This is a genomic window from Fibrobacter sp. UWB2, assembly GCF_002210425.1.
In the GTDB taxonomy this organism is placed as follows: Bacteria; Fibrobacterota; Fibrobacteria; order Fibrobacterales; family Fibrobacteraceae; genus Fibrobacter; species Fibrobacter elongatus.
Window position 1 is genome coordinate 36,339 of the sequence record NZ_MWQK01000001.1, and the last position, 23,185, is coordinate 59,523.

Here is a 23,185-nt window from a genome sequence, read left to right on the forward strand (position 1 = left end):
AATATTACCCTTTCTTGCGGTCTTGCCAGACGCTTTGATTGAACAGCTGGCCTTCGGAAAGTCCGTACTTTTCTTCGACGCCTGCTTTAGAAATCGCTGTGTCAATGTCGAGCTTGCCGCGGATGGCTTGCGTATAAATGTCAATCTTGCGGCGGACAGATTCGGGTTCTTCGTCCAAGAGTTCTAGGCGGTAGCTGCTCACGTTTTGTGCGATGAGCCTTGGCAATAGCTTGAGGGCGGATTGCGGCTTGCCGACAAAGAGCGTGTTGCGGCATTCGGCATCGGATTGCAAGAAGTGGCGTTCGCCTTTGTGGTCGAGAATTTCGACTTTATGTTGTGTGCAAATCTTTTTGCATTCGGGGAAGCGGCGGCCTGTTGTGAGGGCGCGTGCGAAGGCGCAGTATTCTGAGTGGAATGCTGGCATGTACTGGTGTAGCGCGAGTTCGAGTTTGCTTCCGTCTATGTTCTTGAGCAAGTCAAAAAGCTGTGTGCTGTTGAGGTCCCACGACGGATGCAATTTTTCGAGTCCTTGTGCCAAAAGCCAATCGTAGCTTGCGCTGTTGGTGGCGTTCAAGCTGTAGTCGCCGACCATCGGAATTCCGGAATCCTTGAGGAGCGCGAGCGAACCGAGATTACGCACCAAAGCAAATTCCGGCATGAGCGTGAGAATTTGTTTGATGTAATGGTTTTCGCTGGGCTTATGGATGCGGAGCGTAGCGATGCCGGCTTCAAAACCGAGCTTGTGGATGCGTTCGAGCGGCTCGTCGTATTTGACGCCCCAGTCAAAGTCCATGACGACTTTGTCGATGTCGAGACCTTGCAAGGCTTCGATTTGTTCGGGACGGCGAACGAGGACGGTAATTGTGCGGCGATTGCTTGCTGCTTTGTCGGTAGTGCCCGCCCCGGAACGGAGTCCGGGGTGAACTCCAGCGGGAATCTCCTTCACCGAAACGCTATGTAGGAATGCGCGACCGTTGTCCGCAGAAGGTGCAAGTTCTTTCCACTGCAAGCGCTTTTCGTCCAAGGCTTGTACTGCTTCTTGACGGAGTGTGCGCAAAACTTTACCGGGGAGGAATGCGTTTTGTGGGAGCTTGATTTCGAGTTTGTCTAGAACGTAAGCGGTGGCGCTCAATCCTGAAAGTTCTTTTTTGGCGATGGCTTGCAAAGCATCGGCGGAACTTTCGTTGCGGGCGGCTTCGAGGACGGGGCCTTCGACCGTGGCGCTGTTCACGCTGGCAGTTGCGCAGTTTTCGCGATTCTCGCAGCCCTCGTGATTGTCGCGAGTCTCGGTAATCGTGAGCTTGAGCGGTTCGCCAATGGTTCCTTCGAGCGTCATGCACACGGGAATGTGCTTTGCAAAACTTCTGTCGGTGAATGTCTTGTGCAGTTCTTTTTCGAGAGCGGGGGAGTCGTTGCGGTAGGCCTTCATGCCGTACGAGACTTTGCGCAAGTTGAATTCTCGACCGAATTCCAGACGAACTTGTGCACTTGTCACCCCGGCCTTTGTGCCGGGGTCGGTATTTGCGCTTTTTCCTCGTCGTCCAATTTGTTGGAATGTAGCTTTGTACAGTCGACTTCCCGTTTGGCGCGGCTCGGGCTCTGCCCTATATTCTTCGAATAAAATCCCGTCGCCAGGCAACAATGTGCACGGAACAGGCTTGTCTTCAAGTTCCACAATCACGCCGCCGCGTTCCACCTGAACGACGGTTCCGATAAATTCGCCATGGTGGTTCGAGAAGGAGCCATCGACGAGTTCCTGGTGGTTCACTCCATCGAGCCAACCTGTGTTGAGTCCGCGCGAGAACAAGACTTCGAGCGGTTCCAAATCCTGCGCAGTAAGCCCGGCGGCATTTCCATTCGCACACTCGGCTTTTTCTTTATAACCTTTTTCGCTCAGTATTTCCAGCGCCTTGCGATACGCGTGCGAAACGGCAGCCACATATTCCGGGCTTTTCAAACGCCCTTCGACCTTGAGCGATTCTACGCCGATGTCCTTGAGTTCTTCAAGTTTCGGGAGTGCACAAAGGTCACGTGTGCTGAACAAGTAACGGGCCTTCGGATCTTTCCATTCCTTGCCGTCCACAAAAATGCGGTAGGGAAGGCGGCAGCTTTGGGCGCACTGCCCGCGGTTTGCCGAGCGTCCGCCAAAGTTTTCGCTGGTAAGGCACTGCCCCGAGTACGAGACGCAAAGCGCCCCGTGGATGAAAACTTCAAGTTCCAAGTCGGTGAGGCTCTTGATTTGCGCAATTTGTTTTGCCGAAAGTTCGCGAGCCAAGACCGCTCTTGAAAATCCGATGTCCTTGACCAAGTTCACGGCTTCGGAACTCGCGAGCGTCATTTGCGTGCTCGCGTGGATTTCCTGTTCTGGGCTAATCGCCTTGATGAGCCTTGCAAGCCCGATGTCCTGGATGATGAACGCGTCCGGCTTTAACGCAATCAAGCGTTCCAAAAATTCCGGCAATTCCTGAATTTCGCGCTCGAAGATGAGAATGTTCATCGCAAGGTACGTCTTTACGCCGCGAAGTCTTGCGTAGCGGATCATCTCTTCGACATCTTCAAATGAAAAATCTTCGGTTCGACCGCGTGCGTTCCAGTGGGGCACACCATAGTAAACCGCGTCCGCCCCGTTGTTGATGGCGGATTCCAGCATGTCGCGCGTACCGACAGGCAAAAGAAGTTCAGGATTGTTCATACCCGCAAAAATAGAATTTATTGAATGACTTTAAAAAAGTCTGAAGAATAACTTTAGAAAAGTACGTCATGCGGGCGGGGCCCCAGCTCGGAAAAATCTAAAACCCATCCTGGCGCAAGCGCCAACCTTACGGCTCGACCATGACCATACAAGTATGGTCGCGGCACTCGTCTTTAAAGGTTGTGGCCGACGCTTTTATTCTCTCGACGAAATTATATGCGTTACAATTGTTTTTTTGTCACGCTGTTTTCATTAGGAAATGTTAATTAAATGTCTTCTAGCTTGTAGCCGAATTGCACAATGGCGCCGGTATTGACTTCACGGAAAATGCGCAAGTGGGCAAGCCCTTCGAGGATGGCGTTGTCCAGCGTGTCCTGGTTTTGCGCTGCATTGTTCCCAAGTCCAATGGTGGGTATGTCCTGTGAACCCTTGTAACCCTCGTGGATGACCTTCACGTAAGTGTATTCCGGGTCCATCTCAAGGATGGCTTCGTGGATATGCTTGTCGTTATAGCCCGGATCGCTCTCGAATGATTGCTCGGAACGGCTACGGATCGTAAGAGAACCGCAATAGCCATCCTGTTTAAATTTCAACCATTTTTGTCCGACTGTCATAATTCCCTCAAAAAATAATCTAATTTTGCGATATGTTCAAGAAATCCCTTATTTTGTCGTCTTTAGTTTGCATTTCAATGTTTGGTTTCTCGGGCTGCTCCAACCAGGAGGCTGAGTACAAAATTGCAACTCTTACCGAAGAAAACGCCCGTCTGGCACGTCAAGTCCTTGTTCTCAAGGCTACTTTGGATTCATTGAACGCCCACAACAAGGCTGTGGATCACTCGCTCAAGTCCCTGGACATGAAATAAGAGAAACTTTGGGCGCATGTGCTCAAAAAAACATACAATTTTCTCTCATTTTCTTACAATAAACCGATTTTCTGCACGAAAAATTTGTTAAATTTGCGCTCGTGACTGGCCCCGGTTTGTCGCCACGGCGAAAACCATTTTTGCTTCCCACGTGAAGCCCCGCGACCGTCAAGTCTCCAAGGAGGCGCTAGTAAGATGGTCTTTAATTAACCCACACATTCCAGTCACCCCGCTTGCAGGTTATTTTCCAGCCTGCTCGTGTGGTTCAACCCTTACTTTATGAGGTGCCCACATGGAAATAATCGCTCTCGCACTTTCACTCCTCGCAGTGATTCTGTGCATTGTTATCCTTGTTAAGGTTAATAAGCTTCTCACGATGCTTCGTACCCCGATTTTCAAGAAGCTCACCCCGGACATGAACTTGAAGCCGTCCGCCCGTCGCCCGATTAGCGCACAGGAAATGGCTCAGCGTGGTGGCAACAATAAGGAAAATCGCCAGAACAAGGAACGTCCGAACAACAATAATAAGGACAACCGCAATCAGCAGCAGGCTCAGGCTCATGCCCCTGCAACGCGTGATCGCAATGAACAACAACAGCGTCCGGAACGTGGCCCGCGCCGCGAACGCCGCCCGGAACGCCCGCATCGTGAAGCTAACGCTGAAGCTCCTGTTGCTGCTGCAGAACAGGCCGCTCCGGTTGCACCGGCTGCTGAAGCTCCGGTCGCCGAAGCTCGTCGCCCGCTCGCTCCGCGCATTCCGGTTGAAACTCCGGCCGCTCCGGCTGTCGAAGCTGCCCCGGTCGCTCCGGTTGCTGAAGCCCCGGCTGAAGCTGCTGCAGAAACCGCTTTTGATCCGTCCAAGGTCCGCTATGGCCGTCGCAACGTGATCAAGAAGGCTCCGGAACTCTCCGAAGAAGCTTAATTCTCACGAGAATTTGCAAAAAATCCCAGTCCAACCGGACTGGGATTTTTTTTGTATGCTAAACGTTTTCGTAGTGACCTTTGCAAGAAAGAATGTCGATAAATTCACCATTAATTCTGTAGATTAGCCGATTGCCATCGTCAATTCGTCGACTCCAAAATCCGCTGAGGTTTCCTTTCAATGCTTCAGGCTTACCTAAGCCTTCGAAATGGTTTCGCTCGATGTCTTTAAGCAGTTGGTTGACTCTTTTGAGTGTTTTCTTATCTTGTAGTTGCCAATAGAGATATTCTTGCCACGCTTGTTCGGAAAATGCAATCTTAGCCATTTTCCATTGCCTCGAGTTCTTCCAACGTCTTCACAATACCTTTCCCGGCATTGAGCTGTTCGATGCCTTTTTTGAGGGCCTCAATGTCGCTTGCTTTGGCGTTGTAACGGGCTGTGGGCTCGCGGACTTCGAAGGGAATGCGATGTTCATTGATGACGCTCTTGATGAACATGTTGATGGCTGCAGATGCGGACAAACCAACGTTATTGCAGAATTCGTCAAAACGTTCTTTGTCTTTGCTATCGATTCGTGCTGAAACTGTTGCCTGTGCCATAAGACGCTCCTTTTTATACGATCCAATATATAAAAATGGACTGCAAAGTGCAATGGATTGTAATTAATTGGTTGCAAGATAGCGCATTTTGCGTTGCTTTGCAATTTATACTTGTTTTTGAATGCGCAAAAAAAAGTTACCCCGCAACAGAGTGCGGGGTAACATTTTTTTTTGATCCCCTCCCTAATGGTCGAGGATGACGGGGGGGGGCCTTTTATTTTGACAGTTTCTCAGTAAGTCCCATAAGCATGTTCAAGCCGACTGCGTCCATGGCAGTGCTTGCGCCGCCCTTGGAGTCACCGGTCATCATGATTTCCGGGACGAGCGGATGTGCGGACTTGGCGAGAGCCTCAGCAACACCGACCTTGGTCTTGTAATCCCATTCGGCGCGTTCTTGCGGAGTCAAACCGGCGCTGACGAGGGCCCTGTTTGCGGCTGCTTCAGCTTCTTTTTCGGCCTTGATTTTCTTAGCGACTTCGAGAGCTCTTAGAGCTTCGAGACGGGCGACTTCCTGTTCCTTCTGAGCTTGGAGAACGGCCACGTCGCGTTCCTTTTCGGCCTGCGTCACAGCCTTGATCTTTTCCACTTCCTGGTCGGCCTTGGCCTGGGCGATGCGAGCCTTACCTTCGGCTTCGGCGGTGATGGCAGCCTGCTTTGCCGTTTCTGCGGCCGTTGCGTTAGAGACGCGCTTCATTTCGCGGTCCTTCACGATGTCGAGCTGCTGTTGTGCTTTCTGGTCGAGGCGGACGTTCTGGATTTCGAATTGCACCACTCTGATGCCGTAAAGACGGAGTGCCGAGGGCTTTGTCAAGATGCGGTTGCCGTTCTTATCGAGTTTCAGCTTTGTGACCTTGTATTCTTGCGTTTCGGCTTTCTTGATGATTTTGCCTTCGGAATCGTAATCGTCTTCGCCGGCCTTTTCGGTGAGCACTTCGATTGTGGTGAGGTATTCGCCTTCGGTGAGCTGGTCTTCGGCGATTCTTCTGAATTCGGCAATCTTTGTCACCTTGGCTTCTTCAGCAGTGAAAAGCGGTGCGGTCTTTCTAACGGCAGAGAGCACGGAGTTTCTGACAAGGTCATGCTTGAGCTTCTTGTCGGAACGTTGTTCGCGATGGATTTTCACGAGGTCTTCGCAGTCCGTGGGGAGCTGGTATTTGAGGTAGCCGCTGATTTCGGCGTTTGCATTTCGGGACAAGGTCACGGAAATATCGTCCTCGTCGTCGTCGCCGCCTTCCCAGCCTTCGCCCTTTACCTTATCGGTAGAGGAGTTGAAGTAGAAGTCCTTGGTTCTGTCGTAAGAGTAGATGCTTGCAAATCCCTTGAAGTAAAAACCGGCGTGGTCGATGCAGGAGAGGGTACCAAACGGAGACTGCTTCACAAGAAGCTGCGTTGCACTATTGTAACCGATATTGCACTTGAGCAAAATAAGAGCGATAACAACGATGACCGCGACAATGATTGCTTTTGTGTAATTCTTTTTGGGAAGCTGTATTTTGGGTTGCACTTTGGGCTGTAATTTGGATTCTGTTTCCATTGTTTTTTCCTTCTTTAGTTTATGCAATAAATATAGTTATTGCATAAGGCTTGTCAGGGAGAGCGCCGTCGTTCTTTCGGTACTGCTCTTGACAATGTCCGCAATCGTCTGGCGGGCTTCTTCGCCTTCGGGGGCGGGGTAGAGGGGGTACACGTGTCCCAGTTCTTCGCCGACGTGGAGCGTGACGGATACGCCTGCCGCCTTCATTTTTTCACCGCAATTGACGATGTCGGGGTAGAAAACTTCCCAAGTGCCGACGAAAATGTCGGTGGGCGGGAGCCCCTGCATGTTGCCGTAGAGTGGCGAAACCATCGGGTCATGCGCATCCATGCCGTTAGCCCAAGAAAGACCAAATTGATGCAGTTCGTCAATATGAAGCCAGTTGTCGTATTCTGCAATGGATTCGTCGCCACCCGTGATGTCGACCCAGGGTGAAATTAAGATGAGGTGCATGGGCGAGGGGAGCGACTGCTCTTGGATTTCTTCAGCGAGCGCAAGTGAAAAACCGCCACCGGCACTGTCTCCCATGATGATGATTTTGCTTGCGGGGAAGCGTTTCAAGAGTTCGCTGTAGAGCTTTAATACGAGTGCATGGGCTTCGAGCGCCGTATGTTCCGGCAAAAGGGGGTAGTCCGGCATGACAAAACCGCAACCTGTTGCCTTTGATATTTCAGAAAGAATTTTCCAGTGGGATGGCGTAATGCCTTGCCTGTAGGCTCCGCCGTGGAGGTAGAGAATGACGGGCTTGGTTTCGTCTGCGGCCGCCATCTCGTAAACGTGCATGCTCTCGATTTGGTATTCTTTTACGGGGCGCTTGTAGACGCTCACCAATGAGACTATTGCTACGAGCGCGAGCAACAAACAGGGCACGAATATCTTTGCAAATTTCATACGAGGGGCCAATACACCAAAGTTCTCGACAATATACTTTTTCCGTCGTGTAAACTCAAGTAAAAAAAAGAAGACCCCGCAATAGTGTGCGGGGCGACAATTCACTGGATCCCCTCCCGCGCTACGCTTGGTCGAGGATGACAAGCCTGATTACTAGAATTCGATCAAGCCCTTGGCTTCGTCAGCGAGGATGACTTTCGTTGCCATGTTGATGAACAGGCCGTGTCCGACGATACCCACGATGTGTTCCAGATCACGGGCGAGCTTGTTCGGGTCTGCAATGGGAGCGAACTTCGCATCGGCGATGAGGTTACCGCTGTCGCTAATCACCGGACCGTCCTTGCCGGGAGCGCCCATGCGAACTTTGACTTCGCCACCGAGCTTTTTCACGCGTTCTGTGACGACGGCGATAGCGCCCGGGATGATTTCAAGAGGGACGGCGAACTTGGTGCCGAGCTGCTGCACGGCCTTGCCGGAGTCAGCGATAATCACGTAGTTGTCCGTCATGGAGGCTACAATCTTTTCGAGGAGGTGTGCGGCTCCGCGTCCCTTGATTAGGTTGCGGTTCGGGTCGATTTCGTCGGCGCCGTCAATCACCATGTCGAGGTGGCTCACTTCGCCCATTTCCTTGAGCGGGATGCCGAGGCTACGGCATTGGAGTGTGGTGCTCCAGCTGGTCGAAACGCCCGTCACGTGGATGCCTTCGGTCTTGATGCGTTCGGCAAGGCGGTTCACCATGTGAGCTGCCGTGCTGCCTGTGCCGAGACCGACAATCATTCCGTCCTTGATCATGTCTGCGGCGCGAACGCCTGCAGCCTTCTTGAGTTCGTCCATCGATGCCATTAGCGCCATCTCCTTTCGTTTGAATCAAAATTGTCGTCGCCCATGCGATTGTCGTAACTGTCGTAGTTATCGTATCCGTCGTTAAATTCGTCTTCATCCGGGAAGCCGGACTCCTGTTCGGTGAAACTTGCTTCGACGATGTCTACAACTTCGACGTTAAAAATCAAATCCTTGCCTGCAAACGGGTGGTTCCCGTCCACAATCACGGTGTCTTCGAGAATTTCCTTGATGGTGTAAATGCCGTCGCACTGGTCGTCATCGCCATCCAGGTTCAAGTCGTTTACAAATTCCTCGGCGGAGTCCGGTAACTGGAATTCGCGCATGTCGTTATCCTGGTACATTTCAAGTTCCATGCCGAGCCAGAGCTCTCCGACGTCGCGGAGTTCTTCTTTCGGGACCGTGAGGATAAGGTCCTTGCGGTATTCGCCGTAACCGAGATTTGCCGGAATGCTCACCGTAAATTTTTCGCCCAGACGACGCCCCGTCAATGCGTCTTCGAGTCCGGGAATGATATTGTTGTATCCGTGGATGTACACGAACGGTTGGGAGGCGGGAACTTCTTCAAGAATTCGCTTGCCTTCTCTGAGGGTGTAGGCTATGCTCACCTTCATCTTGTCTTGAATGACTACCATACATGCCCAAATGTAGTAAAATTGGTCAATTTCGCCACTTATATTAAATTGTTTTTCTAAATTACGGGCATGCTTTACGGTATTTGTTCAGATATCCATTCCAATGCCACTGCTTTTGAGGCTGTGCTCCAGTCCATGCGCGAAAATGGCGTGGAACGGAGAGTATGCCTTGGTGATATTGTGGGATATGGCGTTGATACCGATGAGTGCGTCAATTTGGTTAAAGAGAACATGGATGTGTGCCTGATCGGGAACCATGATAGCGTGGCAGTCCGGTACGAATCCAGCGCCGGGTTCAACCCGTACGCGAAGCAGGCGATTGAATGGACCCAGAAGAATCTCTCCAAGGAGTCCGTGTCGTTTATCCGCTCGCTCCCGTACATCCAGGAAGAAAACGATATCTGCTTTGTGCATGCGTCGCCCTTGTCTCCGGCAGATTGGGTCTATGTGACCGATCTCGAGGATGCGCTGAACGCTTTCGACCATTTCTCGGAGCGTTACTGCTTTGTGGGACATACGCATAGCCCGGTCATCATTGCTAGCCGCCCTTTGGCGATCCCGAAGATTCTGGACGAGTACGAGTACGTGATTGCGAATACCGAACGCTTGCTGGTGAACGTCGGCAGTGTGGGGCAGCCCCGCGATCGCGACCCGAGAGCCTGCTGGTGCCTGCTCGATACCGAGACCAAGTGCGTGCGGCTCATCCGAGTGGAATACGACATCCGCGAGACGCAGAACCGCATGAAAAAGCAGGGGATGCCCTCGTTCCTGATTGACCGACTATCGGTGGGGCGTTAGATGAAGTGGGTGTTGGCGGTGTTTGGTAAGGCTGGTTCCCCGTTCATTGCGGACGAGGTGGAAAAGTATGTGAAGCGTTTGCGCGGTTCCGCGATGCCACTGGAAGTGGTGGAGCTCAAGGAATCGAAAATTGACGACCACGCCCAGGCGCTTGCCCAAGAAGCTGCCCTTTTCGAAAAAAAATTCCCGCGTAACGAGTACCGCCGAGTGATCCTCTCCGAAGAGGGCAAGCTCATGACGACGGTGAAGCTTGCCGATACGTTACAGGCCCGCTTTACGGGAAATATTGTGTTTTTGATTGGCTCTGCGTACGGTATCGACGAGAACTTGAAAAAGTCCGCCGACTTGCTCTTGAGCCTTTCTCCATTGACTTTTACCCACGACCACGCCAGGATTATTACGGTGGAACAGCTCTACCGCGTCCAGATGGTCATGCAAAACCACCCATATCATCACCGATGAGACGAGAGATGTTAATTTCTGCAATTGTAGCGGTTTCTGAAAACAATGTCATCGGGCGTGACGGTCACTTGCCGTGGCACCTTTCTGCTGACCTCAAGCGATTCAAGGCGATTACTACGGGGCATGCCATCATCCTCGGTCGCAAGAACTACGACGATATCGGCCGCCCGCTTCCGAACCGCACGAACTACGTGCTCACCCGTAACAAGGATTTCCAGGCTCCGGGCTGCATCGTCTGCTCGTCGCTCGGTGAGGCTATCGAGGCTGCCCGCGCCGCAGGCGAGACGGAATGCTTCGTCATTGGTGGTGCTGCCGTGTACCGCGAAGCGATGCCGCTGGTTGAAAAGCTCTATTTGACGAGAGTTTTGTCGCATGTGGAAGGCGATGTCTTCTTCCCGGAGTGGAACGATAAGTTCCAGAAAGAAAGCGAAGAATCTTTCCCGGCAGACGAAAAAAACGATTTCCCGACAACCTTTGAAATTTGGGTACGAAAAAAATAAGGTTCTATTGCCCTTAGAATAACTTATTATATACTAGAGATGTTGTTGAGGAATGGAAAGAAAATACTTAGACTTCTCATTGCAGTGCTTGCCGCTGTAGTGGTTGTTCTATTTGTTGTCAGTTTTAACGGCATGTGCCGTCATGGTTCGTGCAACAATGTCATCGCGCTTAACGATGGCTGGTCCATTTCTTTTGGCGGCATTCATCTTCCGCCGATGGAACATGTCTCTGATTTCCGAGTTCCCTCAAATATTCAGCCCGGCGATACGATTATCTACGAGCGCGACATGCGAAACGATTCGATTCCCTTGCCGACAACGCTCCGATTCCATGCGTATCACGTTGCAGTAGCTGTCTATGTTGACAGTGTTTGCTATTACCGTTATGGTTTTGAACGCTTTAAAGAGGGAAAACTGGTCGGTAGCGGCATCCATCTCGTGAATATGCCGGAATTTCTTGACGACCATGTCATTCGCGTGGTGACGATTGTGACCGAAAAAGCGGCCGCAAAATCTGTGGCGCAGATTGAACTTTTGCGTTCAAATAGCATGACAGACTATTTTTCGCAAAATTCCGATTCTATCACCATTGGCATATTCCTGATGTTCTTTGGGATGATAGCCTTTATTACAGGCTGCTGTGCCGTCGGCTTTGACAGGGCTTATTACCGCCTTGTTCTGATTGGCTTGTTTGCTGGTTTGATGGGACTTTGGACGCTGAATTACGCGAAGGGTATCCAGATTGTTTCCACGAACTATGCGCTGGATACGACGCTGGAATACGTTTCGCTTTACCTCGCTGCGATTCCGTTTGGGCTTTTGATTATCAATATGCGTGCGGGCAAGATTTCGACCTGGAAGTTGAACGTGCTGAAAGTCATTGTCGGCTTTGGTGTGCTGTTCTTCTTGGTAACGACGATTTTGCATGTGACCGATATTGCGCATTACCCGACGTTCTTGCTCATTTACCATAGCTATATCTTTGTTTCGTTCCTGTTCATGGTATTCTTCAAGGTCCTTTATGACCGCGGTGCCGGATTGCAAGAGAAAATTCTTGCGTCGGGAACGGTGGTGTTTGTGCTGTTTGGCATTGCCGATTTGTTCCGCTATAATGTGCAGAACTTGTTTGGCATGGAAAAATCCTTCTTGGATGCGACTTGCCTCCCGGTCGGTACGCTCCTGTTCATCTTGTTCTTGATGGTGGGCTATCTTGTCTACATGTACGAGGAACTCATGGACAAGACTGAAAAGGAAGTGCTCCGCCAGATTGCTTATCGCGATGCCTTGACTGGCATTTATAACCGTGCAAAGTGCGAACACATTTTTGAAGTGCTCAACCGCGATGATAGCGACTATGCTATTGTGAGTATCGACGTGAACGGCCTCAAGTATGTGAATGACCACTTTGGACATTCTACAGGCGATAAGCTTTTGTGCGCCTTCGCCGACGTGTTCAAGAACGCGTTTAACGGCATCGGGACTACAATCCGCATGGGCGGTGACGAGTTTGTGGCGATTGTTCGTGCAGAACATCTTTCTGATTTGAATACGGCGTTAAAGACAATGGTGCTCTTGGAAAAAGAGGCCAAGTTGCCGATTGCATTGAACGTCGCTTACGGTTACTCCGTGCGCCGTCGCGGTGATGCCGTGACTGCAATGGACGTTTATCGCATGGCCGATGCAAACATGTACGCCATGAAGCTCGCCTCTAAGCAACAGCGAATGGCATAATTAGAACTTAGATCTTTGAAAATCTGCCAACTAAGTTCTGCTAACTAAGTTCTATAAAACTTTTCTTTCGCACATTTTTTTGATTAGATTTTGAATGATGATTGAGTTCAATATCTTTTATAAGCTTGCGGCGGCGCTGGGTATCGGTTTTATTATCGGTATGCAGCGTGAAAACTCGTATTCCCGCAATAATTCAAGGCACCCCGCTGGGCTGTGCTCGTTTTCGATTGTAAGCCTTTGTGGCGCCTTGTCCTGCTACCTGGGCGACTTGATGGAATCGATCGTTCCCTTTGTCGTCGGGCTTGTGATTGTCGGGCTTTTGCTAGTGGCAAGTCATATTGCGTACGGTCTTTCGAATCAGAATAATGGCGGGCCTGCGGGCGTCACGACGAGTGCGGCACTTATCATGATTTATTTCTTGGGGGCGCTTTGCTGGTACAACCGGCTCTTGGAAGCGTGTATTCTCATGATTGTGCTTTTGTGGCTGTTGGCGGTCAAGCGTCAGCTTCACGATTTTGCGAAAAAGATTTCGACTGAGGACATTATCGCGACTGTCAAGTTTGCGGTGATTTCTCTCATGATTTTGCCGTTCTTGCCGAACCGCTCATTTGGTCCGCCGGGGCTCGAGGTTTTGAACCCGCATACGATTTGGCTCTTTGTCGTGTTCATTTGCGGCATTGGCTTTGTGGGCTATGTGCTCATCAAGCTTGTTGGGCCGGGCAAGGGCATTTGGCTCACGGGACTTTTGGGCGGGCTTGCGAGCAGTACCGCACTCACGCTGAATTTGGCGGGCCGTAGCGTCGATAACGAACAGTATGCGGCGGACTTCACGCTAGGCATTGTGCTCAGCTGGTCGGTGATGTATGCGCGACTCTACCTCATTTGCATATTCCTGATGCCGTCGCTTGCGCTTCCGCTTTTGGCTCCTCTCCTTGTGCCTGTGGTGCCGGGGCTTGGCTATGCGGGGTACTTGAAGCTTCGTGAATCCAAGGATCATCGTCAGAAAACAACTGATTTTAACAACCCGTTCAAGTTGTTGCCGGCAATTAAGTTTGGCTTGGTCTTTACGGTGGTCATGTTCATCGCGAATGCGGCTCATGCGTACTTTGGCTCGGGCGCGTTGATGATTTGTAGCTTCTTGGGCGGTGCTGCTGAAATGGATGCGGTGGCGTTCTCGCTCATCGACATGTGCCGAAAGGCGACTCTTGAACACCACAACCTGATTTTGGCGCTCCTTTTTGCGAGCCTTGCCAATACGCTTACCAAGGGCTGCATGGTGTATTTTCTTGGGTCTAAGTCCATGCGAGGCCCGATTCTCCCGGCGGTGGGGCTTATCTGCGGCGTGTCCGTAGTGATGATTGGAATTTATTCGGTGGTATAAAATGTCTGAAAAAATGAATTTTGCATTGACTATCGCAGGCTTCGATGGCTCTGCGGGCGCTGGAATTTTAGCGGATGTTAAGACGATGGCGCATTTTGGCGTGTACTGTGAATCTGTATGTACTGCACTCACACAACAGAACGAAGATGAATTTGTGGCGCCTGGCTGGGTAATTTGGGAACGCATCGAAGCGCAACTTGAAACGTTGTTTGCCAAGCGCCAGTTCAAGTTCGTGAAAATCGGACTTGTCGAAAAGGCTAAAGTTTTACAGCGAATTGTTGAATTTGTCCGTGAAAAATCTCCGGATGCTTACATTATTTGGGATCCGATTGCAAGCGCTTCGGCGGGCTTCCACTTTATGCGCTCGGCAGAACGCGATGAATTTATGCCGGTGATGAAGAAGATTGATTTGGTCACGCCGAATCTGGACGAGTTCGGATTCTTGGGATTTGAACAGGCCGCTTCTCGCGGAAAGTTTGAATTCGGGAAAGATTTCGCCTTGCTTTTGAAGGGCGGCCATTCAAAAGATGACGAAGCCGTTGATACATTGTGGGATAGGGATCGTAAACAGTACAAGTTCACAAGTCCGCGAATCCCGGGGAATGGCAAACATGGTACTGGCTGCCATCTGTCATCGGCAATTTTGGCGAATCTCGCGATTGGCCATACGCTGCCGGAATCTTGCCAAATTGCGAAAGATTACCTCACCGAGCTATTGCAAAGTGGGGACGGGCGATTGGCGAAAGATATTTAAACTGAAAAAAAAGCACCCCGAAGGGTGCTTTTTTAATGTCTGTAGAATGCTGATTAATCGTCATCTTCAGCCGGCTTCTTGGACATCTGCTTACGCTTGATCGGATCGAGCTCGGTCTTGCGGATGCGGAGCACTTCCGGAGTGACTTCGATGCATTCGTCTTCGTTGATGAAGGTGACGCATTCTTCCAAAGTCATGCGGCGGTACGGCGTGAGCTGGATCATGTCGTCAGCGGACTTCGAACGCATGTTGGTGAGGTGCTTGCCCTTCGTGACGTTCACGGTGATATCGACGTCGCGGTTGTGTTCGCCCACGATCATGCCCGGATAAACTTCGGCACCCGGACCAATGATGAGGTAGCCACGATCTTCCAAGTTGGAAAGTGCATAGCTTGCTGCTTCGCCCGGTTCCTTGGCGATGAGTACACCGTTGATACGAGACGGAATTTCTCCCTTGTACGGCTGGTATTCCTTGAAGAAGGACTGCGTCACAGCGTAACCCTTGGAAAGGGAGAGGAGCTTCGGACGGATACCGATAAGGCCACGGGAGGGAACGATAAATTCGAGAGAAACGCGGTCGTTTTCGTCGGTGGTCATGTTGACCATTTCGCCCTTGCGCTGCTGGATTTCCTGGATGCAGGCGCCGCTGAATTCGTTCGGAACTTCGACCTTGAAGTCTTCCACCGGTTCAAGGAGTTTGCCGTTTTCGTCGTTCTGGAAAATCACCTGCGGAGAGCCGATGGTGAATTCGTAAAGTTCACGGCGCATGTTTTCGACGAGAATCGTGAGGTGCAAAATGCCACGGCCAGAGACCTTGAACGTCGATGCGCCTTCTGCCTTTTCGACGAGGAGGGCGGGGTCTGCCATGTGGGCTCGTTCCAAACGTTCCTGGAGCTGGTTTCCCGTCATGAACTTTCCACCGTACTTGCCGGCGAGCGGGGAGGTGTTCACCGTGAAGAGCATGGAGATGGTCGGCGGGTCGATGTGGATACGCGGCAAGTGAATCGGATTACTTGTTGCGCTGAGCGTATCGCCAATGTCAAAGTAATCAAGGCCTGCGATGAGGATGATTTCGCCCGGACCGGCTTCTTCAATCGGCTTCGGGGTGAGGCCTTCGTAGCGGAGGATCTTCTGCGGGCGGATGGTCTTGACTGTTCCATCCGGGAATGCCTGAGCGTAAGTCTGGTTCGGCTTGAACACGCCCTGCTGTACACGACCCACAGCCAAACGGCCGAGGAAGCTCGAGTATTCGAGGGATGCAATCTGGAGGAGCGGTTCTGCGTTCGGATCGCCCTTCGGAGCCGGGATGCGTTCGATAATCTTGTCCATCAAGATGCTGAAGTCGCCATCCGGGTCTTCAAGTTCGGCGCGGCAAATGCCCTTACGGCCACTACCGAACACCTTGTCGAAGTCGAGCTGTTCTTCAGATGCATCGAGTTCGCAGAACAGGTCAAAGACCTTGTCCAAAGCGAGGAGCGGGTTGCAGCCGTCGCGGTCGATCTTGTTCACGACGATGATCGGGGTAAGGCCGAGCTGCAAAGCCTTCTGCGTCACAAAGCGAGTCTGTGCCATCGGGCCTTCGAATGCGTCAACCACCAGGATAACGCCATCGACAGTACCCAAAACGCGTTCCACCTGGCCACCGAAGTCAGCATGCCCCGGGGTATCGACGATGTTCACGCGGTATCCCTTGTACATCACGCTCGTGTTCTTGGAGAGGATGGTAATGCCGCGTTCGCGTTCAAGGTTGTCGGAGTCCATCACGCGGTCCACGATTTCTTCACCTTCATGGAAGGTACCGCACTGTTTGAGGAGCTGGTTCACCAAGGTTGTTTTACCGTGGTCAACGTGGGCGATGATGGCAACGTTTCTGATTTTTGATTGATCCATATTTTACCGTTTGGCTTTAATTTTCGGCGCAAAGATAGAAAAATGAGCGGAAAAATGCAATATTTCCAGTTCGTATTCTATATTTAGGGGCGTGAATTACTTGGCTTTGGATTACGGAGAGCATCGTGTTGGGGTCGCTTTTGGCGATTCCGAGCTCAAAATGGCGTTTTCGCGCGAGACGATTGACCAGAAGACGACGAACCTGTTCGAACGCCTGGACCAGCTCGTGCGCCTCAACAAGATTGACGAATTTGTCGTCGGGATGCCATACCATCCGGATGGCCGCAAGGATGGCAAAAACGTGGTGGTGGAGGCTTTTATCAAGGATTTGGCACTGCGATTCCCAGGAATGAAAATCCATACGCAGGATGAATCGTACTCCAGCGTGCAGGCGCAGGAGTTCACCTCGTACATGAGCAAAAAGAAAAAGCAGAAGAACAAGGCCATTATCGACCGTACTGCCGCCGCTATAATATTGCAACGATGGTTCGACGAAAACCCTTAAAACCTAATACCCAACTTTTTACTATATTTTAATCATGGCTAAAGAAATCGATAATTTTGATGATGAAGAAATGGACGAAGCCAACGGTGCGATGCTTGACGCATTGAACGCCGAAGAAAACTTTGTCCCGCAAGTCCGTGACTACAGCGACCGTCGCATCCTGATTTGGGAAGAAGACGATGTCCGTCGTGAAGCCTGCCTCGAAGTCCTTTCGGACTTGCTCGTGGGCGCTTACTTCAAGACGGTGAAAACCGAAGAAGAAGCTCTGCAGCAGCTCGAAGAAGATGACTGGGACACGTTCGTCGTGGACTTCTACACCGAAGGTGTTTCTGTCAGCGATTTCATCAAGCGCGTGAATAACTATCCGGGTTCTATCCTCGTGGCCATCAACATGGGTCCCTTGACGCTCCCGGAAGAACGTGAACCGGCTAAGGCCGAAAACTTGCGCCGCCTGTTCGACATCGAACGCGCCAGCTCCCAGATCCACGCATAAGCATTGTCTCCTGACGCTTCACTCTCGTCATCCTGAGCGAAGCGAAGGACCCAGTAAAGTCTTGTAAATGCAGTCAAGCCCGCCTTTGAGCGGGCTTTTCTGCTATTTGACGATAAATTCATTTATTCTTATATTTTGCTTACAAATTTAAAATTGCATATACTGCTAGGATATAAAAAAAAGGATTAGGTTCATGAAAACCAAAATGAAAAAGAGTCTCCTTGCTATTACAGCAACGGTTGGTGCGTTTTCTGCAATGACTTGCCTTACGGCTTGCGAAGATACGCTTGCCGATGCAAAGGGACAAGCTTCCGTAGCCACCGTTAAGGAGCTTGGTGACTGCGGCGAGTCCAATGAAGGAGAACTTGTCTATGTCAAGGAAAAGTCCTCGGTGTATCTGTGCGCCGACAGTACCTGGAAAACCGTGAATGTTTCTGTTTCGGATGGCAAGGATGGCTCTGATGGTAAGGATGGTTCCGACGGTAAAGACGGAAAAAACGGAACAGACGGTAAAGATGGCAAGAACGGAACGAATGGCGTTGATGGCAAAGACGGCAAGAATGGAGCCGATGGAAAGTCTTGCACGGTAGAAGAAATTAAGAATGGGTACAAAGTTTTGTGCGGTGGCGATTCTGTCGGAGTGCTTTTGAATGGCAAGGACGGCAAAAACGGAGTCGATGGCAAAGATGGTGATAATGGCACAAGCTGTACCGTCAAGGAAAACAAGGAAAAGAACGGCTTTGATTTAAGCTGTGGTGGCAAAACGGTCACGATTACGAACGGCAAGGACGGTCAAGACGGCAAGCCGGGCGAGAACGGCGCATCGATTACGGGACCGCAGGGTGAAAGCTGCAAGGGCGAAGCTCTTGAAAATGGCGATATCAAGATTACTTGTGGTGAAACCGAAGTCGGCGTACTTAAGAACGGAGCTGCTGGTACTAATGGTACAAATGGTGAACCCGGCAAAAGCTGCACGGTCAAAGAAAATGCCGAAAAGAATGGCTATGACCTGGAATGTGATGGCAAGGTCGTGACTGTAACAAACGGCACTCCGGGCGTGAATGGAGAATCTTGCACAATCGCCGAAGATAAGGGCGGTGTCGTGACGCTGCAGTGTGGCGAAGGCGAAAACGCCAAGACGACCAAGCTCTACAAGGCCTTGTGCGGTAGCGATCCGTATGACCCCGAAACCCAGCGTTGCGTCGATGGAAGCGTTTTTGGAAAATGCGGCAAGGGAACATATATAGAAAATGTGGAGTTCTGCTACGATGGCGAGGCTTATCCACTTTGCGGAAAGGATTTGTTGGAATACAATCCGAACAGGGAAGCCTGCAAAGATGGGGTTGTTCTCAGCTTATGCGGAACGAAGACCTTTGATCCCACTGTTTACGCTTGTGTATCGGGGATGATTTTACCGCTTTGTGTAAATGAACCGTATAATCCGGATCTTCAGGAATGCGATGATGAGACTGGTTCGGTTACAGACAAGTATGTTGAATATTGCGGCACGAAACCTTATGATCCGAACATCAAGTTCTGCGATGATCGTGATGGCGAAAATGTTATTTATGGTATGGTTACGGTAACGCACTCGGGGATGGGTTATTCGGAAACCTGGATGACGGATAACCTGAGATACAAGACCAAAACGGGAAGCGTTTGCCATCCGGATGATAATGACGCATGTACAGAATACGGTCGTTTCTATGTTTGGGATGCTGCTATGTGGGTAGACGATGATACTGGTAATTATGTTGATATTTGCCCGGATGGTTGGCGATTGCCTACTTACGGACAGTATATGAACTTGGCGCAGGTTTTTGGTGGTGCGGAACGAGCCGGAATCCCCTTAAAGTCCAAAGATTGGGATGGCACTAATGAATCTGGCCTTAATATTTTGGAGGCCGGTTATGTGGAAATCAAAAATAACGCGTATGTCTTTAATAATGATTCGACTAGTTTCTGGACTCGCGATTATTATAATGGCTCAATGGCACTCTCCTTTGATGTTCATGATGGCAAAAAAAACTTAGCTATTTTGAAGCAAGATAAGAAACTTCCGAAATCAGTCCGTTGCATTAAAACAAAAACAAATAATTAACTCTTGAAAACAAGGCCGCCCCAAACGGGACGGCCGTGTTGCTATGTCCCCCCGGACTTGTTCCGGGGTCGGCTTTTTAATTCCCGCAGGCTGAAATCACGCCCGGAGTGGGGACGCCCAAACACCAGGAATCGCCGTCATCACGTTTGTCCCAAAGCTCGATGTTGAGCTGGGTACTTTTGCGAACTCCGCTTGTTGCTGTATGTACAGGAATTGGCGATGTAATGAGAGAATCTGCCTTTCCGTAATAAAGCGAATCAAGAATTGCGCCATCGCATTGCAATACAATTGAACTGGAAGATTTGACAAAGGCGGGCAGGCTTTCTGTGTACTTGTATATTCCTTCGATATCTGCGGATTCGGCTTCGCCTACGACTAGCGCTTCGTTTGGTGGGAGTTCGATTGCTCCGAATTCGGCAGAACCATCTGTGTCTGAAGTCTTCCCGAATGTACATTTATCTAGAACGAGCGTGTCCGTGCTGCCATTGTAAAATTCCACGAAGTTAAATTGCGTTGAATCACTTTTGTTTGCGTTTAGGAAGAATTCGCTTATAACGATGTCGTTTACGTTTGGCGAACGCTTCATGGCCGGAATTGTGAGTGGAATTTGCACATTCACTTCTTTGGCGATGTCAATGGCAAGTTCGATTTTGCTGCGGAGCGATGCAATTTGAAAACTCGGGATGGGCGTGGTTTCGTCGAGCGTAAAGTCGTCCTCCAGGCTGAAAATTGCTTTGCCGTTTTCGTCCAGCATCGAAAGCGAAATGTGGTACTTGCGATTGAGTTTGAGCTTGTCACTTGTGAATGTTACGTTGTCGGAATCGAATACCATGGGGTAGGTGTACGTATCCTCTTCGCTTGTGAGTTCCATCTCGCCGCTCTTAATTCCCGCGGGGTTCCCAAATCCAATCGGAATCTTCACGTACACAAAACCGATAAGTGCGTGCATTGGAATTTTAAGGCTCACAGCGGAACCCGCTTCGAGCGCTGTCGTGACTTCGCCTTCTTGCATCAAGCTTCCGTTGGCGTAGAGCTTGGCGTTAAATTTCCAGTTGTCGCTTGGGAAAAGGTCGAGGTTGAACGACTTTTTATCAATGGAATGCACGAGGTGGAGCGTGTCCGTGCCGTAGCAGTCTAGAACAAGGCTATCGAGCAGCGGAGTCTCGGTGTAGTCCAGGTTGAGGGCTATGTTTGCCGATTCTCCAATTTGGATGGTGTCAATGGGGGACTCTGCCTGCGAATCGCCGGAGCAGTTCCAGCATGTAAGGGCAGTGAGTGCGGTAGCCGCATAACGGCAGACGTGTTTTTGTATTGTAGGACTCATATAACCTCCTGATATTTGGTTGGTCCTACTTATTTAACACGCGTTTTTGGGCCGTTTGGCCCGGATTTTTATTGTAAAATTTTAGAAACCCGGAGCTAGCGCTTACAAGTGCAGTTTGCTTTTGCCGTTCTCGACGCGGTTGCCTTGCAACTTCGCGGCGCAGGCCTTGTCTTGCCTTAGAATCTTCACGAGTGCACTCGGGCTAAGCCCGAAAGCCGCTGCCGCGGCTTTGGTATCGCCATTCTTTGTCGCCATAATGTCAAAGACATGGGCAACGAACAGCGGAAACTGTGGATTGCTCGGCTGGATATGCCCGTTACTGCCCGGGAACTTCATTTCGACTTCGGGCGGTTCTTCGCGTACGTTTAAGGCGAGTGCCATTTGCATGCGATGGAGCGCATGAATCTTGTTCTCTTTTGCGCTCCTGCTTTCGGAAGACTTAATTTCTAAATTATATTGTTGTAACGAAAGATGGACTCCGGTATTGGTCTTGTTCCTGTGCTGGCCGCCGGGACCGCTGCCTTGGTAGCCTTTCAGGGAACAGGCGCGTAAAAGTTCATCTAGATTCATTTTCAGGTAGGTATCGCGATGCATGTTCTGAAAAATAAAATAGTTCTAGCGCTTTTGGTAAGCGTTTTTGCGATTATGTCCGGTTGCGCCGGGTCTTCTAACGGTTCTGCTAATGAATCAACCGAGACTGCCGCCGTTCGTGACGCGAAAGTTAAAGCCCAGGAATCCCAAAAGCTCGCCATGCTTGAAGAAATGTACGATCTTTTCAAGATGTCTGTCGTGAACCGCGCTCCGCACGATGTCTTGCTGGATTTTTTGACGGACCCGTCGGAAACCTGGCTCGATGAAATCGAGAGCCATGCAAAGACTTACGATGCCGCCGCAATGGATACGTGCCAGTTCTACGAGGCCTATGCCATTGTGCTTTACAGACTTTTCGAGCGCGAACATCTTTGGACCGTGCCTGATTACCGCATGCTCTACTTGCTCCTCTACGATAGCGGCTTCCTGGACGTGGTGGATCGCGTGAAAATGGGTCCGTTCGAAGTCAAGAACGACCGTGGAAGCGTTGGACTTGCCTCAAGCCCCAAGGTGCCGATTATGCTCTTTAACTGGGACGATACCAAGTGGAAACTCGACCTGATTGAAACGCTCCCGCTCATTACAAAGGGCATTGAAGCGACTGCCGTCAAGAAAAACTGGACGGGTGCCAAGCTCGCTCTTTACTGGCTCGACAAAAAGTACCACTTGCAGTATTCACGCTTGGACGAATCGCTCTTGGAACCGATCGGTTTTTAACAGTCTTAATATCAAGGTCTAGAATTTATGCGTAAAATTCTTGCGGTCTGTGCGCTTGTTCTCGTTTCGGCGGCGATGTCTTTTGCGGCTCCCGCATCATCAAAGGCAAAGTCCGCTACTGGCGCGACTAAAATCTATAGCGCTATCGAAGCGAAGGAAGGCTTTGTCGGCGGGCGCCTTTTTGACGTGCTTGATTCTGTTGGCGGCACGGGAACGTGGATGGAATGGGATGTAAACGGCGTCCGTGATCCGTCCTTGGTAAAGATTTTGGACCCGCTTCTGAATTCGACGAATAAGCCCAAGATGATCTGGGTCATCACGGAACGCGATAAGCCTTTACTTGCGGTCCTTTTGCCGAAGGGTGCAGGCGAAGTCCTTGTGTTTTATGAAATCGGAAAGCTCGATGCAAAGCCTGTGGCGCTCAAGTTGAACAATGTGCTCACTCCTGACGTTGTATTTAGGGATTACAGACAAGTTTCTGAAAAGGCGTTTGTACACTTGGACCGTCCGAATCTGAAAATCTCCGTGTTGGACAAGTTTATTCGCTTTACGTATGATAATCCCGATGAAACGCCGCTTCGCTATGATCCGGATTTTGCGACCAAGACTCTTGTCGAAAAACGTGCCGAAGTCAACGACTATCTCGGTTTTTTGAAATACGAGTATTCCATGATGCTCCGCGCTTTTGTCCAGTCCACCCGCGGTATTTTCAACTGGCAGCCATGGCACTGGTACATGGAAAAATGGAACTCAAAATACATGATTTCGGCTAAGGAAATCGAGCAGATGCTCTCCAAGGGTGTGCGTCCCGACTATATTACGGTCTTTAAGGCCAAGGCTTCAACCGGTGAAATGGTCGAAATGCGTACAACGGGGAATGGTTTCCTCGAAATGGTCATTACAAGACCCTAATTTTAACACCCAAAAAGATGTTACCATTTGTCATGCCCGCCGCTGAGCG

Annotated in this window: 24 protein-coding genes; 13 read left to right on the forward strand and 11 right to left on the reverse strand. The window is 50.5% G+C overall.

Translation table 11 applies throughout. The features are described 5' to 3' along the window. Positions 1 to 4: 4 nt before the first annotated feature. On the reverse strand, positions 5 to 2,692 hold the full coding sequence (locus B7982_RS00195) for a U32 family peptidase (protein WP_088659040.1): 2,688 nt from the start codon (positions 2,690 to 2,692) through the stop codon (positions 5 to 7). A gap of 266 nt (positions 2,693 to 2,958) precedes the next feature. After that, on the reverse strand, positions 2,959 to 3,306 hold the full coding sequence (locus B7982_RS00200; protein WP_088659041.1) for a hypothetical protein: 348 nt from the start codon (positions 3,304 to 3,306) through the stop codon (positions 2,959 to 2,961). A gap of 32 nt (positions 3,307 to 3,338) precedes the next feature. On the opposite strand from B7982_RS00200, the gene B7982_RS00205 reads away from it, so the two are divergent. Both B7982_RS00205 and B7982_RS00210 read left to right on the forward strand, forming a co-directional pair. Next, positions 3,339 to 3,557, forward strand: a complete 219-nt coding sequence (locus B7982_RS00205) for a hypothetical protein (protein ID WP_012819879.1) — start codon at positions 3,339 to 3,341, stop codon at positions 3,555 to 3,557. A 292-nt stretch (positions 3,558 to 3,849) separates the two neighbouring features. After that, positions 3,850 to 4,479 (forward strand): hypothetical protein, encoded by a 630-nt coding sequence (locus tag B7982_RS00210; RefSeq protein ID WP_012819878.1) that lies wholly within the window; start codon positions 3,850 to 3,852, stop codon positions 4,477 to 4,479. Positions 4,480 to 4,537: 58 nt separating this feature from the next. On the opposite strand, the gene B7982_RS00215 is transcribed toward B7982_RS00210, so the two are convergent. From B7982_RS00215 to B7982_RS00240, 6 genes are all read right to left on the reverse strand, one after another. Then, positions 4,538 to 4,804 (reverse strand): Txe/YoeB family addiction module toxin, encoded by a 267-nt coding sequence (locus tag B7982_RS00215; protein ID WP_012819877.1) that lies wholly within the window; start codon positions 4,802 to 4,804, stop codon positions 4,538 to 4,540. Further along, positions 4,797 to 5,078: a type II toxin-antitoxin system RelB/DinJ family antitoxin gene (locus B7982_RS00220; protein WP_088659042.1), complete on the reverse strand. Its 282-nt coding sequence runs from the start codon at positions 5,076 to 5,078 to the stop codon at positions 4,797 to 4,799. Before B7982_RS00220 ends, B7982_RS00215 begins: the two co-directional genes overlap by 8 nt. Positions 5,079 to 5,292: 214 nt before the next feature. Continuing rightward, positions 5,293 to 6,612: an SPFH domain-containing protein gene (locus tag B7982_RS00225; RefSeq protein ID WP_088659043.1), complete on the reverse strand. Its 1,320-nt coding sequence runs from the start codon at positions 6,610 to 6,612 to the stop codon at positions 5,293 to 5,295. 36 nt (positions 6,613 to 6,648) lie between these two features. Further along, positions 6,649 to 7,503, reverse strand: a complete 855-nt coding sequence (locus B7982_RS00230) for an alpha/beta hydrolase (protein ID WP_088659044.1) — start codon at positions 7,501 to 7,503, stop codon at positions 6,649 to 6,651. Positions 7,504 to 7,656: 153 nt separating this feature from the next. Further along, complete coding sequence (rpiA, locus tag B7982_RS00235) at positions 7,657 to 8,346, reverse strand: ribose-5-phosphate isomerase RpiA (RefSeq protein WP_233138287.1); 690 nt, start codon at positions 8,344 to 8,346, stop codon at positions 7,657 to 7,659. Beyond that, entirely contained in the window at positions 8,346 to 8,978 is a 633-nt protein-coding gene (locus B7982_RS00240) for a peptidylprolyl isomerase (RefSeq protein ID WP_088659046.1), read from the reverse strand. Before B7982_RS00240 ends, rpiA begins: the two co-directional genes overlap by 1 nt. Before the next feature lie 69 nt (positions 8,979 to 9,047). On the opposite strand from B7982_RS00240, the gene B7982_RS00245 reads away from it, so the two are divergent. From B7982_RS00245 to B7982_RS00270, 6 genes are all read left to right on the forward strand, one after another. Continuing rightward, positions 9,048 to 9,776 (forward strand): metallophosphoesterase, encoded by a 729-nt coding sequence (locus B7982_RS00245; RefSeq protein WP_088659047.1) that lies wholly within the window; start codon positions 9,048 to 9,050, stop codon positions 9,774 to 9,776. After that, a complete protein-coding gene (locus tag B7982_RS00250) occupies positions 9,777 to 10,238 on the forward strand; it encodes a 23S rRNA (pseudouridine(1915)-N(3))-methyltransferase RlmH (RefSeq protein ID WP_073424487.1) in 462 nt (153 codons plus the stop codon). A gap of 8 nt (positions 10,239 to 10,246) precedes the next feature. After that, positions 10,247 to 10,738, forward strand: coding sequence for a dihydrofolate reductase (locus tag B7982_RS00255; RefSeq protein ID WP_088659048.1), 492 nt, complete (start codon positions 10,247 to 10,249; stop codon positions 10,736 to 10,738). Between the two features lie 39 nt (positions 10,739 to 10,777). Next, positions 10,778 to 12,469 carry a GGDEF domain-containing protein gene (locus tag B7982_RS00260; RefSeq protein ID WP_088659049.1) on the forward strand — a complete coding sequence of 564 codons (1,692 nt, stop codon included), beginning with the start codon at positions 10,778 to 10,780 and terminating at the stop codon, positions 12,467 to 12,469. A 94-nt stretch (positions 12,470 to 12,563) separates the two neighbouring features. Then, entirely contained in the window at positions 12,564 to 13,850 is a 1,287-nt protein-coding gene (locus B7982_RS00265) for an MgtC/SapB family protein (protein WP_088659050.1), read from the forward strand. Position 13,851: 1 nt separating this feature from the next. Continuing rightward, positions 13,852 to 14,604 (forward strand): hydroxymethylpyrimidine/phosphomethylpyrimidine kinase, encoded by a 753-nt coding sequence (locus tag B7982_RS00270; protein WP_088659051.1) that lies wholly within the window; start codon positions 13,852 to 13,854, stop codon positions 14,602 to 14,604. A 53-nt stretch (positions 14,605 to 14,657) separates the two neighbouring features. Here B7982_RS00270 and typA read toward each other — a convergent pair whose 3' ends face one another. Next, positions 14,658 to 16,493: a translational GTPase TypA gene (gene typA / locus B7982_RS00275; RefSeq protein ID WP_088659052.1), complete on the reverse strand. Its 1,836-nt coding sequence runs from the start codon at positions 16,491 to 16,493 to the stop codon at positions 14,658 to 14,660. A gap of 91 nt (positions 16,494 to 16,584) precedes the next feature. Here typA and ruvX point away from each other — a divergent pair, with 91 nt between their 5' ends. The 3 genes from ruvX (at position 16,585) to B7982_RS00290 (ending at position 19,592) form a co-directional block, all read left to right on the forward strand. Beyond that, positions 16,585 to 16,998, forward strand: a complete 414-nt coding sequence (gene ruvX, locus B7982_RS00280; protein WP_074208275.1) for a Holliday junction resolvase RuvX — start codon at positions 16,585 to 16,587, stop codon at positions 16,996 to 16,998. Between the two features lie 34 nt (positions 16,999 to 17,032). Next, on the forward strand, positions 17,033 to 17,491 hold the full coding sequence (locus B7982_RS00285; RefSeq protein WP_088659054.1) for a hypothetical protein: 459 nt from the start codon (positions 17,033 to 17,035) through the stop codon (positions 17,489 to 17,491). A 205-nt stretch (positions 17,492 to 17,696) separates the two neighbouring features. Then, a complete protein-coding gene (locus B7982_RS00290; RefSeq protein ID WP_158212944.1) occupies positions 17,697 to 19,592 on the forward strand; it encodes an FISUMP domain-containing protein in 1,896 nt (631 codons plus the stop codon). Between the two features lie 76 nt (positions 19,593 to 19,668). On the opposite strand, the gene B7982_RS00295 is transcribed toward B7982_RS00290, so the two are convergent. Together B7982_RS00295 and B7982_RS00300 are read right to left on the reverse strand one after the other, a co-directional pair. After that, the gene (locus B7982_RS00295; RefSeq protein WP_088659056.1) at positions 19,669 to 20,916 is read right to left on the reverse strand and encodes a hypothetical protein; all 1,248 of its coding nucleotides are present in this window, start codon (positions 20,914 to 20,916) and stop codon (positions 19,669 to 19,671) included. Between the two features lie 102 nt (positions 20,917 to 21,018). Beyond that, a complete protein-coding gene (locus B7982_RS00300) occupies positions 21,019 to 21,510 on the reverse strand; it encodes a peptide chain release factor-like protein (RefSeq protein ID WP_088659057.1) in 492 nt (163 codons plus the stop codon). Between the two features lie 51 nt (positions 21,511 to 21,561). Here B7982_RS00300 and B7982_RS00305 point away from each other — a divergent pair, with 51 nt between their 5' ends. Beyond that, on the forward strand, positions 21,562 to 22,224 hold the full coding sequence (locus B7982_RS00305; protein WP_233138288.1) for a hypothetical protein: 663 nt from the start codon (positions 21,562 to 21,564) through the stop codon (positions 22,222 to 22,224). Between the two features lie 27 nt (positions 22,225 to 22,251). Continuing rightward, on the forward strand, positions 22,252 to 23,136 hold the full coding sequence (locus B7982_RS00310) for a hypothetical protein (protein ID WP_144065894.1): 885 nt from the start codon (positions 22,252 to 22,254) through the stop codon (positions 23,134 to 23,136). Positions 23,137 to 23,185: the final 49 nt, after the last annotated feature.